Origin of the sequence: Streptomyces sp. NPDC056224, assembly GCF_042267665.1 — a bacterium.
Taxonomy (GTDB): domain Bacteria; phylum Actinomycetota; class Actinomycetes; order Streptomycetales; family Streptomycetaceae; genus Streptomyces.
In genome coordinates, this window is sequence record NZ_JBHJTK010000026.1 from 44,850 (window position 1) to 58,613 (window position 13,764).

A 13,764-nucleotide genomic window follows, 5' to 3' on the forward strand; every position below is an offset into this window, starting at 1 on the left:
TCCTGCTGACGAGAACCACGCTACGGACCATTGAGGTCAGCACCCGTCCTAAATCGGCCCTCAGTTGGGCGCGTCCTCCCCGTCCGGACGAAGGGCGGGGAGCGCGGTGGCGGGCTGCGGCAGCAGGGCCTTGGAGAGGTCCTGCCTGCCCGTCGGGTCGAGCCCGTACATCGCCTCGTAGATCTTGCGGACGGCGGGCCCCGACGCGCCGGAGCCGGTGCCGCCCTGGGAGATCGTCATGACGATCGCGTAGTCGTCGGTGTACGAGGCGAACCACGAGGTGGTCTGCTTGCCCTGCACCTCGGCGGTGCCGGTCTTGGCGTGCATCGGGATCTGCTTCTGCGGCCAGCCGCCGAAGCGCCAGGCGGCGCTGCCGTTGGTGGCCACACCGGCGAGGGCCTCGTCGATGTCGTCGCGGGTCTTCTCGTCCATCGGCAGCTTGCCCTGCACCTTCGGCGCGATCTCCCGGACCGAGCTGCCGTCGGCGCTCACGACGGCCTTGCCGATGCTGGGCTGGTGGAGCGTGCCGCCGTTGGCGATGGCCGCGTACACGGAGGCCATCTGGATCGGCGTGACGAGCGTGTCACCCTGGCCGATCGAGTAGTTGATGGCGTCGCCCTCGCGCATCTGGTTGCCCTGGCGGCAGTTCTCGTAGGCGATCTTCTCGGCGAAGGTGCCGTTCTTCTTGCCGTCCCGGCACCAGGCGGCCTTGTTCGCCTCGAAGAAGTCCTGCTTCCACTTGCGGTCGGGGATCCGGCCGCTCACCTCGTTCGGCAGGTCGATGCCGGTGGGCTTGCCCAGCCCGAAGTCGTGGGCGGTCTTGAAGAACCAGTCGTTCGGCGTCTTCTTCGGGTTGATGCCGCCGTCCTTCTTCCACTCCTGGTCCGCGATGGAGTAGTAGACGGTGTCGCAGGAGACCTCCAGGGCCCGGCCGATGGTGATGTCGCCGTGGCCCTGCGACTCGAAGTTCGTGAAGGTCTGGCTGCCCACCGAGTACGAGCTGGGGCAGGGGTAGCGGTTGTTGAACGGGTACCCGGCATTGACGGCCGCGGTCGAGGAGACCACCTTGAAGATGGAGCCGGGCGCCGCCTGGGCCTGGATCGCCCGGTTCAGCAGCGGGTAGTTCGAGTCCTTGTCGGTGAGCGCGGCGTAGTCCTTGGCGGAGATGCCGCCGACCCAGGCGTTCGGGTCGTAGGTCGGGTTCGAGGCCATCGCCACGACCCGGCCCGTCTTGGTCTCCATGACGACGACGGCGCCCGCGTCCGCCTCGTAGCTGCGGCGGGTGTTCTTGTCGTACGTCTTGCGGGCCTCGACCATCGCGTTGTTCAGCTCGCGCTCGGCGACCGCCTGCACGCGGGAGTCGATCGAGGTCACGATGTTCGAGCCGGGCACCGCCTTGTCGGTCTGGCCCTGGCCCGTGACCCGGCCGAGGTTGTCCACCTCGTAGCGGGTGATGCCCGCCTTGCCGCGCAGCTCCTTGTCGTACGTGCGCTCCAGGCCGGAGCGGCCGACCTGGTCGGAGCGCAGGTAGGGGGAGTCGGAGTTCTTCGCCTTGGCGATCTCCTCGTCCGTGACCGGCGAGAGGTAGCCGAGCACCTGGGAGGTGTTGGCCCCGTCCGGCCCGGCGTAACGGCGCATGGCGGTGGGCTCGGCGGTGATGCCGGGGAAGTCCTCGGCGTGCTCGTGGATCTGCAGCGCCTGCTCGGTGGTGGCCTCGGCGCTGACCGGGATCGGCTGGTAGGGGGAGCCGTTCCAGCAGGGCTGCTTGGTCTTGGCGTCGCAGAGCCGGACCTTGTCGGTGACCTCCTGCGGATCCATGCCGAGGACGCCGGCGAGGCGGGTGAGGACGGCCTTGCCCTTGTCCTTCATCGCCAGCAGCTCGGTGCGGCTGGCGGAGACCACGAGGTGGGTCTGGCTGTCGGCGAGCGGGACCCCGCGCGAGTCGAGGACCGAGCCGCGGACGGCGGGCTGGACCACGCGCTGGACGTGGTTGTTCTTCGCCTCGTCCGTGTACTCCTGGCCATTGCGTATCTGGAGGTACCAGAGGCGTCCGCCCAGGGTGAGCAGCAGCGAGAAGACCACGATCTGGATGACGACGAGCCGGTTCTGGACCCGAGGGGTCCGGCCGGTCTCCGGTATGTTGCTCAACTTGCTCTCCCCCGGGCGGCGCCGCGTACGCCCGGCCGAGTCTAGAGCGACCGCCGGCTAGAACGGGAAGCGCGTCCGGCCGTGCTGCACGGAGATCCACTTCTGCGTGGTGAAGGCCTCGACGGTGGCCTCGCCGTTGAGGCGGCCCAGCCCCGACGCCTTCTCCCCGCCGAAGGCGGCCAGCGGCTCGTCCCCGATGGTGGAGTCGTTGACGTGCATCATCCCCGTCTCGATCCGCTGCGCGAAGCGGACGCCGCGTTCCACGTCCCGGGTGTGCACGGCGCCGCTCAGCCCGTACGGGGTCGCGTTGGTCAGCCGTACGGCCTCGTCCTCGCCGTCGAAGACCACCAGCAGGGCCACCGGGCCGAAGATCTCCTGGCCCAGCAGCGGGGAGTCCTCGGGCAGGCCGGTCAGGACGGTCGGCTCGACGAGGTTGCCGCGCGTAGACCCCCGCACGAGTGCCTGCGCGCCGGATTCCACGGCCAGGTCCACGAGTGCGGTCAGGGCGTCGGCCTGGAAGGAGTTGATCAGAGGGCCGATGTGGGTGTCGGCCTCGTGCGGGTCGCCCGTCTTCAGCGCCCGCACACGGGCGACGAACTTCTCGGTGAACTCCTCCGCGACGGAGGCGTCGACCAGGATCCGGTTGGCGGCCATACAGACCTGGCCCTGGTAGACGAAGCGGCTGAAGACGGCCGCGTCCACCGCGTAGTCGAGGTCGGCGTCGTCGAGGACGACGAGCGCGCTGTTGCCGCTGAGCTCCAGGACCGTCCGCTTGAAGTGCTTGGCGGCGACCTCCCCGACGTGCCGTCCGACCCGGTCCGAACCCGCGAAGGAGATGACCTTGGGGACGGGGTGGGTCAGGAGCGCGTCGCCTATCTCCGCTATGTCGGTCACCAGGACGTTGAGCAGGCCAGCCGGCAGTCCCGCGTCCTCGAAGATCCTGGCGATGACCCCGCCGCCGACCACGGGTGCGTTCTGGTTGGGCTTGATCACCACCGCGTTGCCCAGCGCCAGCGCCGGGGCGACCGACTTCAGGGTGACCAGGAAGGGGAAGTTGAACGGGCTGATCACGGTGATCACGCCGACCGGGAGGCGCTGGACCCGGTTCTCCTTGCCCTCGACCGGCGAGGCCAGGATGCGGCCCTCGGGCCGGACGGCGAGCTGGATCGCCTCGCGCATGAACTCCTGGGCGAGGTAGACCTCGTACTCGGCCTTGGGACGGGTCCCGCCGAGCTCGTCGATCATCGCCTCGATGATCTCCTTCTCGCGCTCCTCGGTGATCCGCAGGGCGCGCTCCAGGACCGCGCGTCTGGCGTACGGGCTGGTGGCGGCCCATTCCCGCTGTGCGCGCTCGGCGCCGCGGTAGGCCTGGTCCACCTGCTCGACGGTGGCCACGGTGATGGCGGCGAGCTTCTCCCCGTTGTACGGGTTGACGTCGATGATGTCCCACGAACCGGTGCCGGCCAGCCATTCGCCGTCGATGTACTGGTGAGCGAGGTCGCTGAATATGGACATGCCATCCCTTACTGCGAGCGCGCACCCGTGCGCTGCACCGGAGACCGATCGGTCATCATGCACTGATCAGACGTCATACTACGTGCGAATCAAGACAGTTGGAGCAGGCCACGGAGAAGATCCCGGGTCCGGTCCGCGTCCGGGCAGTCGGCCTGGAGCCGCTCCATCGCCCGGCCGTACTGCCCCACTTCCTCGTCCTTGTCCAGGTAGAGGGCACTGGTGAGCTGTTCCAGATAGACGATGTCCTGGAGGTCCGACTCGGGAAAGCGCAGCAGGGTGAAGGCTCCGCTTTCGCCCGCGTGGCCGCCGAAGGAGAACGGCATCACCTGGAGCTGCACGTTGGGACGCTGGGAGACCTCGATGAGGTGCTCCAGCTGGCCGCGCATGACGTCGCGGTCTCCGTACGGGCGGCGCAGCGCGGCCTCGTCGAGGACGGCGTGGAAGACCGGCGCGTTCTCGGAGACGAGGACCTTCTGGCGCTCCAGGCGCAGCGCGACGCGGCGGTCGATCTCGGCGGCGGTGGCTCCGGGCATGCCGCGGCTGACGACGGCGTGGGCGTAGGCCTCGGTCTGCAACAGCCCGTGGACGAACTGCACTTCGTAGATCCGGATGAGCGAGGCGGCGCCCTCCAGGCCGATGTACGTCTGGAACCAGCCGGGCAGCACGTCGCCGTAACTGTGCCACCAGCCCGTGGCGTTGGCCTCCCGGACCAGCCCCAGCAGGGACTCGCGCTCGGCGGTGTCGGTGACCCCGTAGAGAGTGAGGAGGTCCTCGACGTCCCTGGCCTTGAAGCTCACCCTTCCCAACTCCAAGCGGCTGATCTTCGATTCGGATGCGCGGATCGAGTAGCCGGCCGCCTCACGGGTGATGCCGCGGGATTCTCGGAGTCGCCTGAGCTGGGAGCCCAGGAGGATGCGGCGCACCACAGAACCGCTCGCTTCTGCGGTCACTAGTACTGCCCTCCCCATCGCAATGGCGTGCGCGTGGCGTGTGCGCGTCGGGGGCCCCCGTACCCCAGGGCCGCAGTCTGCCACCAAAACGCATCGGTCCGTACTCGTTCTGTAACGGAATCCGGGCTCCCGGAAAAGAAGTCCGTCAGGATGCGTAGGAAGAAATGAGCAAGAACCATCACGGGAGTGGACAGGTCCGGCGCGTGCACGTGCATCTGCCCTTGCATCCGGCTCCGCCATTCGGAACGATGGTCCCCGCGCACCTGCGTGCACTCAGCGCCGGCGCCGCGGACCCACCCCGCAGTTCTTTCTGGACGGAGTTGACCGCTCCGGCCGCGAATCCCGGGAGTGCCTCGCATGGGGACGAATGGATCGACCATGCTCGAGCCGTTACGGCAGGGGCTTCCCCCGGTCGACCCCACGGCTGTCTCCGGGTCTGCCTCCTGCGCTCTGCCCGCACGGCTCGAAGCGGTGCGGGGCGCCCGCTCCTTCTGTCGGTCGACACTGGGCCAATGGGGTCTCGAAGAACGCTTCGACGACGTGTCACTGGTCGTCTCCGAGCTCGTCACCAACGCGCTGCGCCATGCCCTGCCTGAGGAATCGCGGTGCGGGGGCGGCGAGTCGGAGCCGCCGGTACGGCTGCACCTGATGCGGTGGAGCACCCGGCTGGTGTGCGCGGTGCGCGATCCCAGCGAGGACCGGCCCGGGGGTTCCTTCTCCCCCGAGCGGACGGCGGAGAACTTCGACCTGGAGTCCGGGCGCGGGCTGTTCCTGGTGGACTCGTACAGCGACAGCTGGGGTTGGCACCCGCTCGCGGGACGGCTGACCGGCAAGGTGGTCTGGGCGCTCTTCCTGCTCCAGGACCGACAGGACTGAACAGCCGATCCAGCGGGCGATTCGCACAGACGATTCACGACAACTGGCCGGGACTGATCGCAATGATCATTCCCGGCCAGTGCACGTGCACGGCTTGATTGGATGCGCTGTTCCGTCAGCCGATCAGGTGGTCGAACTCGCCGTCCTTGACACCCAGGAGCAGGGCCTCTATCTCGGCCGGCGTATAGACGAGCGCCGGACCGTCCGGAAAGCGCGAGTTGCGCATGGCGACGTCGCCGCCGGGCAGCTTCGCGAACTCAACGCAGGAACCCTGCGAGTTGCTGTGTCTGCTCTTCTGCCACGTCAGCTCAAACAAGGAAGCGAGTTCTGCAGCTGCCGTCCCGTTGTACGCGTGGTCCACAGGAAGCCCCCGATAGTGCAGATGTCAACTGCACCGGATCATAGCTGTGTTCATAAGTGCATGCATGGGCAGATGCACGTGCACGCGGGGTGCTTCCCTGGTCACAGATAGGGATCACCCTTACGGGCGAAGGGCGTTCGCCACCTCGTCGAACGAGTCCAGGAGCTGCCCGGCGGCCCCGCGGAGCACCGGCTACCGCGGCACCGGCTACCGCGGCAGCGGTTTGCCCCGGCCGCCCACGTGCGCCGCGTCCGCCGCCGCCGTGCCGTCCTCCCAGCCCGCGAGATCGGTCGCCCCGCGCAGCCGGGTCGTCGTGGTCCGCGGGAACATCTCCTCGGCCCGCGAGGTGACGGCGACGTCGCGGGCCACCAGGGCCGGCAGGTTGCCGGGGGCCTCGCTCACCGTGTGCTCGGCGGTCTCGGCGAGCCGCCGTCCGAGCCGGCTGGCGTACGCGAGGAGGAAGGACTGGCGGAACGTCTTGGTCCGCTTGCGTCCCCCGGCGCGCTGCGCGGCCTCCGCCCGGGTCATCGCCGCCGTGCCCTGTACGAGCAGCGAGGTGTACAGCAGCTCCACGGCCTCCAGGTCGCTCTCGAAGCCGACCACCGTCGAGAACCCGAAGCCGCTGTTCCACACCGCCCGGCAGCGGTTGGCGGTGGCCACCGCGTCGAGCAATACCGCCTTGGCCTCCTCGTACGGCGGCTCCACACCGATCCGGCAGGCCCCCGGGACCTGCGCGGGAGCCCCGCCGCGCGCCGCCAGCAGCGCCTCGTCCACGGTGTGCCGGGCCATCAGTTCCTGGGCCTTGGCGCTCAGCGCCTCCGCCTCCTCCGGGAAGGTGGTGGCCTCGGCCTTCGCCAGGAGCGCCCGGATGCGGCCGAGCATCCGGGGCTCGATGTGCGCGTGTCCGGCGAGGGCGTCGGCCGGGTCACCGGGCAGCGGGCCCACCGGCTCGATCGAGGGCAGCCGGACCAGCAGCCGGAACACCTCCAGGCAGGCGGTGGCCAGCGTGAACCGGTCCGCCTTCTCGCGCCGGGCGAGCTGCTCGGCGTACTCCTCGTCGCTCGTCCACCACACCTCGGCCCCGCTCCACCGCTCCGGGAGACGGGCGTACCTGCGCGCTTCGGCGGCGATCAGGTCGCCGGTGATCCGCAGGTGCCGCTCCTCCAGGTCGCGCCGGACCAGCCGGAGCACGTCGGCCGGCTGCCAGCCGCGCTCCCAGCCCTGCCGTACGAACGCCTCCCCGCGCGCCAGCAGCTCCCGCCCGACCCCGCCCCATCGCGCCGGCTCGGCGGCGAGCAGCGAGGCCCCGGTGTCCAGCCCGGTGTCGTCCTGGGCGTAGAGGGCGGCGGCGAAGGCTCGGTCGACGGTCTCGGCAAGGTCTCTCACACCTCTCAGCTTGGCATGTCCGCCTTCTCGTCCTCTTCCCGGCGGGGGGCCTCGATCCGCGGGCGGTGGGCGGGCGACCAGGCGCCGAGGCCCTGGCCAGGACGGTCAGGCTGCGGCCGAGCCCGGTCGGCTCGTACCCGACCCGCGGCGCCGCCGTGGGGTACACGGTCCGGATGACCGGGCCGTCGCGCTCCGGCGGCGGACGGTGCGGGTGGGCATCCGCTGCGGGACGCCGCAGCGCGCGCCGGGCGGAGCGGAGCCGGCCGGGGCCGTCGGGGCCCGCTGCGCCCCGGGCTCGCTGTCCGGGGCGCAGCGGGCCCGGGGCGCAGCGGGCCCGGGCCGCAGCGGGCCCGGGCCGCGCTGTCGGGCTCGGCCGCGCAGCCGGTCGAGGTGCCGGTGCCGGTGCCGGTGCCGGTGCCGGTGGCGACGCACTCGGCGATCGCCGCGGGCTTCCTGGACGCCTCCGGACGCGGGCGTCCTCCCCGAGCTCCCGGACCGCGCCCCGGCGTCCGCCCTGGCGGTGGACGCGCGGTCGGTGCCCCGCGCCCGGGCCCGGCGCCCGTCCGCGGCGCCGCTGCCGGGGGCTCCGCCCCGGACCCCGCGCCTCGAACGGGATCCAGCCCCACCGGCGTGTGAGGCGCGGGGGCGGAGTCCCCCGGCGCAGGCGGGGGCGGAGTCCCCGGCAGCGCGGCGCAGGCGGGGAGTGTCAGAGGGCGGTGGGACACTCGCACCCATGAGCGACCGCGCGTCCCGGTGGGCCCTCGCCGAAGACGGCGACGGGTGGTGGCACGCCGCGCCCGTGGAACCGGGCGCGGGGGCGCGGATCCGCGTGCGCGAGCCCGCCGAGGCGGTGCGGGCCGCGCCGGCCGGGACGCGGTGGGTCTGGCGGTCCACCACCGCCGTGTACCCCCGGCTGCTCGCCGCAGGGGTGCGGGTCGAGCGGTGCCACGACATCGAGGACTGCGAGCTGCTGCTGCTCGGCCACGAGGGGCGGTCCGGGGAGCCCCGCTCGGCGGCGGCCGCCTGGGCCCGGCTCAACAACGCCCCCGTACCGCCCGATCCCCCGCAGCGCGCCGCCGTGCCCGGCACGCAGGACTCCCTCTTCGACCCGCAGCCCGCACCCGTCCCCCTCGACGCCCTGCTCGCCCTCCACGCCGACCAGGCGGGACGGCTCGACGCCACCGCCCACCCCGACCGGATGCGGCTGCTCACGGCAGCCGAGTCCGCCGCCTTCCTCGTGGCCGCCGAGATGAACCGCGCGGGTCTGCCCTGGCGGGCCGACGTGCACCGGGCCCTGCTGACCGAGCTGCTCGGCGAGCGGTACGCGGGCGGCGGCGAGCCCCGCCGGCTCGCCGAGCTCGCCGACCGGATCTCCGCCGCCTTCGGCCGACGCGTGCGCCCCGATCTGCCCGCCGACGTCATCAAGGCCTTCGCGGAGGCCGGGATCAAGCTCGGGTCGACCCGCCGCTGGGCGATCCAGGAGCTGGACCACCCGGCCGTCGAGCCGCTGATCGAGTACAAGAAGCTGTACCGGATCTACACCGCCCACGGCTGGGGCTGGCTCGCGGACTGGGTCCACGAGGGCCGCTTCCGCCCGGAGTTCATCCCCGGCGGCACCCTCACCGGCCGCTGGGTGACCAACGGCGGCGGGGCCCTGCAGATCCCCAAGGTGATCCGCCGGGCCGTCGTCGCCGATCCGGGCTGGCGGCTGGTCGTCGCCGACGCCGACCAGATGGAGCCGCGCGTGCTCGCCGCGATCTCCCGCGACCCCGCCTTCATGGAGGTGGCAGGCCGGCCCGAGGACCTCTACACCGCCGTCTCCCGCCAGGGCTTCTCCGGCGACCGGGACAAGGCCAAGCTCGCCGTCCTGGGCGCCGTCTACGGGCAGACCTCCGGGGACGGCCTCAAGAACCTGGCCGCGCTGCGCCGCCGCTTCCCGCGGGCGGTGGCGTACGTCGACGACGCGGCGAAGGCGGGCGAGGAGGGGCGGCTCGTACGGACCTGGCTGGGCCGCACCTGCCCGCCGCCGGTGGGCTCCGCCGAGTCCGACGACGGCGAGGCCGGGATCCCGCAGGACCGGGAGGACCGGGAGAACCGCGGCTGGACCCCGGGCTACGCCTCGGCCGACACCCGGGCCCGGGGCCGGTTCACCCGTAACTTCGTCGTGCAGGGCAGCGCCGCCGACTGGGCCCTGCTGCTGCTCGCCGCCCTGCGGCAGACCCTCGCCGGGATGCGCGCCGAGCTGGTGTTCTTCCAGCACGACGAGGTGATCGTGCACTGCCCGACCGAGGAGGCCGGGGCCGTCGCCGAGGCGATCCGCGCCGCCGGCGACCGGGCCGGCCGGATCGCCTTCGGCGACACCCCGGTCCGCTTCCCGTTCACGACGGCGGTCGTCGAGTGCTACGCCGACGCCAAATGAGCGCGCGTGCCGTGACCGGCAGGGTTCACCGGGGCACGGCCCCCGGCCAACCTGTGGGGCCGCACCGCACCTAGGAGTTCTGGCTCCCGTCCCAGCCGGGGGCCAGCACGAGCTCCTTGAGCTGCTCCAGCGTCAGCGCGGGCGTCTCGCGGGTGGCCGTGCCGCTCTGGTTGGCGGTGTTGTAGGCCGAGACCACCACGCGCAACCCGTTCTTGCGCAGGGTGTCGACCGTCCACTCGACCACGCCCCTGCCCTTCTCGGCGGGCCGCTGCGTGACCTTCACCCTGGTGCCGTCGGGCAGCGTGGTGACACCAGCGCCCGTGAAGCCCGAAGTGCTCTCGGCGTTGCTCACGTTGAGCTGGACCAGGGACTTGCCCTTGCCGTCGTCGAGCACGACGTAACCGTACGAGGAGTCCTGCCCGCCCTTGGAGACGACCGGAATCCCTTGGTCGGCCGCCAGACGCTCCAGGGCCGCCTCGGGCCTCATGGACGGCAGCGCGCCCCACGACTCCGGCGGGGCGGCCCGCTCCGTCTCGGCCGGGCGCAGGTCGTTCAGCGCCGGGTGCCACAGGGCCGAGGTGACCACGGTCTTCAACTGGGCGCTGGTCAGCGGCGGGTTGGGCCGGGAGAGCGGGGCGTCCTTCTCCGCGGACGCGTTCCACTCGGACGCGTCGACCATGAAGCCCTGCGGGGTCACGAGCGCGGCCCGCCAGACCTTGGTGTCCACCCGGCGGTCCGGGTACTCGTAGCCCTTGTAGAGCAGCAGCCTGGAACCGTCCGCCAGCTGCTCGGTGGTGCAGTCGTCGTACTCCTGGATGTTCTTGTCCCCGCACCGGGTCAGCTCGCGGGCATTGCTGCCGTTCGGGTCCACCCGGGACAGGCCGACGCTGATGGCAGCCTTGCCGCCGCCGTCGTCGTACACCCCGGAGACCATCGGGGACTGGTCGCTGCCGCGCGCCTGGGTGCCGATCAGCTTCCCGCCGGGCAGCAACTCCTGCAACACGGCCAGCAGCTGGTCGGCGGTGACCGCTCCGGTGCCGGTTCCCTTCAGGTTCGGGTCGGAGCCGCCGTTCTTGCCGGACCCGCTGCTCGGCAGGGTCGGCGGCGCCGCCACGTCGACCTGTCCGGGGCCGGAGCCGGAGCGGGAGCCGCCGAGCAGCCCGCCGGAGTAGGCGCCGGCCATCCCGATCACGGCCAGGGCCAGCACCGATCCGCCGACCACCGCGGCGCGGCGGCGGGCCACCAGCCGTCGGCCGCGCTGCTCGCCGGCCGCGGCGAGGGCCAGCCGGTCGGCCGTGAAACCGTCCCCCGCGCGCCGGAGCGCTTCGCCGAGCTCATCTTCAAAGGGCATGCGGAACCAAACCTTCCATTTCAAGGTGGGTGAGGAAAGCGGGGAACGGACCGGCGGTCTCAGCGCTCCGCGAACTCGGCCAGATTTCCGCCGAGTTGCTCCCGGAGCCGGCCCAGGGCCCGCGAGGTCCGGGTGCGCACCGCAGCCGAGCTGGCGTTCATCGCGTCGGCGGTCTCCTCGACGCTGCGGTCCTCCCAGTAGCGCAGCACCAGCACGGCCCGGTCCTTCGGCGACAGCCGCCCGAGTGCCTCCAGCAGCGTCATCCGCAGCGCCGGATCGGCGTCGCCGTCCGCCGCGCCCCGGTCGGGGAGCTCCCCGACCGGGCGCTCTCCCGCCGACCGGCGACGCCGATGGGTCAGGAACTCCCGGACCAGCACCGTCTGCGCGTACGCCGCCGGATTGTCGATGCGGGAGATCCGCCCCCAGAGCAGGTACATCCGCCCCAGGGTCTCCTGCACCAGGTCCTCCGCGAGATGGGTGTCCCCGCTCGCCAGCAGGCACGCCGACCGGTACAGATGCCCCGACCTGCCTGCCGCGAACTCGCGGAACCCGTCCCTGCGACCCTGCCGCATGCACTCCCCCTCGCGCCCGTCCCACCCCATTGACGCGACGGCGGTGCGGGAATGTTTCACCCCTGCCGCAAGCGGATCAGCCCAGGTCGTGGAAGTAGACGTGGAACTCGTCGCGGACGAAGCCCTCCGCCTCGTAGAGCCCCTGCGCCACCGTGTTGCCGTACGCGGTCTCCAGCTGTACCCCGGCCACCCCGGCCTCGCGGGCCAGGCGCAGCACCTCGCGCAGCAGCGCGCGGCCGGCGCCGGTGCGTCGGCCGGACGGGTCCACGTACAGGTCGTTGAGGACCCAGGCGGGCCGAAGGGCGAGGGACGAGAACGTGCGGTAGACCTGCGCCAGGCCCACCGCCCCGGCTCCCGGGATCTCCGCGAGCAGGACGAGGGACTCGCCCTTCGCGATCCGTTCCGCCAGGAAGGCGCGCGGGCGGTCCGGGTCCTCGACGTCCACCTCGTAGAAGTCCAGGTAGCCGCGGAAGAGCGCGGCCGCCGCCTCGACGTCCCCCTCCCCCGCGGCGCGGACCGTGACGGCCCCGTCGTGCGCCGCCTGCGCCTGCCCCTGCGCCTGCCCCTGCGCATGCCCCTGCGCCTGTCCCTGACCGGTCATTGGGCGTCTCCCTGGTCGGTTCCCGTGCTGACGGGGACCATTGTGCGGGCGGGCCCGGCCGGCCCGGGGAGGGGCGGCCCGGTGCGTCAGTGACCGGTGACGGGCTGGGCGGGGAGCGTGAACACGTGGCCGGGGGTGACGATCTTCGTGATCGCCTCACCGAACAGCGTGCTCGGCTCGGAGCCCTTGTAGGAGGTGTCCGTGTTGAGCAGCACCACCAGCGTGGCCTGCGTCTGCGGCATGTACACGGTCAGCGACTGGTAGCCGGGCAGCGATCCGTTGTGCCCGATCCAGCCCTGGACGTCGAAGATGCCCAGCCCGTAGCCCGTGCCCGGGAGCGCCGGGGTCACCTTCAGCCGCTCGGCCTGGGTGGCGGGGGTCAGCAGGGTCCCGGTCGCCAGGGTCTTCGCCCAGCTCCGCAGGTCGGCGAGGTCCGAGATCATCGCTCCGGCCGCCCAGCCCCAGGAGGGGTCCCAGTTCGTGGCGTCCTCGGTCTTCCCGGAGGCCGTCTGGTCCGTGTAGCCGTGGGCGTGCGGGCTCGGGAACTCCGCGCCGGTGGGGAACAGCGTGTGCTTCAGCCCGGCTTCGGCGACGACCTCGCGGTCGATGTAGTCGGCGAGCGCGTCGCCGCTCACCTTCTCCACGACCAGCCCGAGCAGGATCAAGTTGGTGTTGCAGTACTGGAACTGCGTGCCCGGCTCGAAGAGCACGGGGTGCTTGAAGGAGTACGCGAGCAGCTCCTGCGGGGTGAAGGGCCGGTCGGGATCGCTCGTCAGGGCCTTGAAGAAGTCCTCGTCCTCGGAGTAGTTGAACAGGCCGCTGCGCATCCCGGCCAGTTCGCGCAGGGTGATCCGGTCGCCGTTCGGAACCCCGTCCACGTACTTCCCGATCGGGTCGTCGAGCCCGACCTTGCCCTCGTCCACCAGCTTCAGCAGGGCGGTGACGGTGAAGGTCTTGGTCTCGCTGCCGATCCGCATGTTCAGGCCGGTCATCATCGGCGCGCCGGTCGCCTTGTCCGCGACGCCGAAGGCCCGTACGTACGTGCCCTTGCCGGGCGCCGACAGGGCCACCATCACCCCGGGCACCTGCGCTTCGGCCATGACCTTCCTGACGGCCGCGTCCAGCCGGGCCGTCACGGCGGGCGTGAGCAGCGGGAACTCGTCGGAGGCCCGGGGCGGGGCCGAGGCCGAGGGATCGGGCGGCGCCGCGGCCGAAGGATCGGGCGGCGCCGCGGCCGAGGCGTGGACCGCCCCGGGCCCCAGCGGTACGGCGATCAGGGCCGCAGCGGCCACCCCGACCGCTGTCCTGCGCAACCGTGTCGCCATGACCGGCCTCCTCGCACGTGACGCCCGCGCCCCGGCCCCCGGTCCTTCCAACGTAGACCCGGCTGCCCGCCCGGGCGACCGCAGGAGCGCTCACCCGCGGACCGGTCGTACTCACGTCCGGCCTGGGTGTGCTGGACGCCGGTCCATGCTCTATGTTGCAGAGGCAAAAAACAGGGGGCTTCGCATACCGCGCGCACACGGCCGCGCCCCGGAGCGGTTGTTGGCCCACGACGAGCCGGAACTGAGGCGACGGACGACGG

11 protein-coding genes are annotated in these 13,764 nt (G+C 71.9%); 2 read left to right on the forward strand and 9 right to left on the reverse strand.

Annotated elements, in window-relative coordinates:
- Positions 1–60: 60 nt before the first annotated feature.
- The 3 genes from mrdA to ACFCZ1_RS25965 all read right to left on the reverse strand — a co-directional run bounded on the left by mrdA (position 61) and on the right by ACFCZ1_RS25965 (position 4,631).
- Positions 61–2,148 carry a penicillin-binding protein 2 gene (gene mrdA / locus ACFCZ1_RS25955; RefSeq protein WP_376680664.1) on the reverse strand — a complete coding sequence of 696 codons (2,088 nt, stop codon included), beginning with the start codon at positions 2,146–2,148 and terminating at the stop codon, positions 61–63.
- A 57-nt stretch (positions 2,149–2,205) separates the two neighbouring features.
- Positions 2,206–3,663: an aldehyde dehydrogenase family protein gene (locus ACFCZ1_RS25960; RefSeq protein ID WP_376680665.1), complete on the reverse strand. Its 1,458-nt coding sequence runs from the start codon at positions 3,661–3,663 to the stop codon at positions 2,206–2,208.
- A gap of 89 nt (positions 3,664–3,752) precedes the next feature.
- The gene (locus tag ACFCZ1_RS25965) at positions 3,753–4,631 is read right to left on the reverse strand and encodes a helix-turn-helix domain-containing protein (RefSeq protein WP_376680666.1); all 879 of its coding nucleotides are present in this window, start codon (positions 4,629–4,631) and stop codon (positions 3,753–3,755) included.
- Positions 4,632–4,970: 339 nt separating this feature from the next.
- Between ACFCZ1_RS25965 and ACFCZ1_RS25970 the strand changes: the two genes are divergently transcribed.
- Positions 4,971–5,489, forward strand: a complete 519-nt coding sequence (locus ACFCZ1_RS25970; protein ID WP_376680667.1) for an ATP-binding protein — start codon at positions 4,971–4,973, stop codon at positions 5,487–5,489.
- A 115-nt stretch (positions 5,490–5,604) separates the two neighbouring features.
- On the opposite strand, the gene ACFCZ1_RS25975 is transcribed toward ACFCZ1_RS25970, so the two are convergent.
- Together ACFCZ1_RS25975 and ACFCZ1_RS25980 are read right to left on the reverse strand one after the other, a co-directional pair.
- Positions 5,605–5,850 carry a DUF397 domain-containing protein gene (locus tag ACFCZ1_RS25975; RefSeq protein WP_376680668.1) on the reverse strand — a complete coding sequence of 82 codons (246 nt, stop codon included), beginning with the start codon at positions 5,848–5,850 and terminating at the stop codon, positions 5,605–5,607.
- 207 nt (positions 5,851–6,057) lie between these two features.
- Positions 6,058–7,236: a DUF2786 domain-containing protein gene (locus tag ACFCZ1_RS25980; RefSeq protein ID WP_376680669.1), complete on the reverse strand. Its 1,179-nt coding sequence runs from the start codon at positions 7,234–7,236 to the stop codon at positions 6,058–6,060.
- Between the two features lie 733 nt (positions 7,237–7,969).
- Between ACFCZ1_RS25980 and ACFCZ1_RS25985 the strand changes: the two genes are divergently transcribed.
- Positions 7,970–9,655: a bifunctional 3'-5' exonuclease/DNA polymerase gene (locus ACFCZ1_RS25985; protein ID WP_376680670.1), complete on the forward strand. Its 1,686-nt coding sequence runs from the start codon at positions 7,970–7,972 to the stop codon at positions 9,653–9,655.
- A gap of 70 nt (positions 9,656–9,725) precedes the next feature.
- Here the strand turns inward: ACFCZ1_RS25985 and ACFCZ1_RS25990 are convergent, their stop codons facing one another.
- The 4 genes from ACFCZ1_RS25990 to ACFCZ1_RS26005 form a co-directional block, all read right to left on the reverse strand.
- Entirely contained in the window at positions 9,726–11,006 is a 1,281-nt protein-coding gene (locus ACFCZ1_RS25990; RefSeq protein ID WP_376680671.1) for a hypothetical protein, read from the reverse strand.
- Between the two features lie 59 nt (positions 11,007–11,065).
- A complete protein-coding gene (locus ACFCZ1_RS25995) occupies positions 11,066–11,578 on the reverse strand; it encodes a SigE family RNA polymerase sigma factor (protein ID WP_376680672.1) in 513 nt (170 codons plus the stop codon).
- A 76-nt stretch (positions 11,579–11,654) separates the two neighbouring features.
- Positions 11,655–12,179: a GNAT family N-acetyltransferase gene (locus ACFCZ1_RS26000; protein ID WP_376680673.1), complete on the reverse strand. Its 525-nt coding sequence runs from the start codon at positions 12,177–12,179 to the stop codon at positions 11,655–11,657.
- Positions 12,180–12,265: 86 nt separating this feature from the next.
- Positions 12,266–13,504 carry a serine hydrolase domain-containing protein gene (locus ACFCZ1_RS26005; protein WP_376680674.1) on the reverse strand — a complete coding sequence of 413 codons (1,239 nt, stop codon included), beginning with the start codon at positions 13,502–13,504 and terminating at the stop codon, positions 12,266–12,268.
- Between the last annotated feature and the right edge of the window lie 260 nt (positions 13,505–13,764).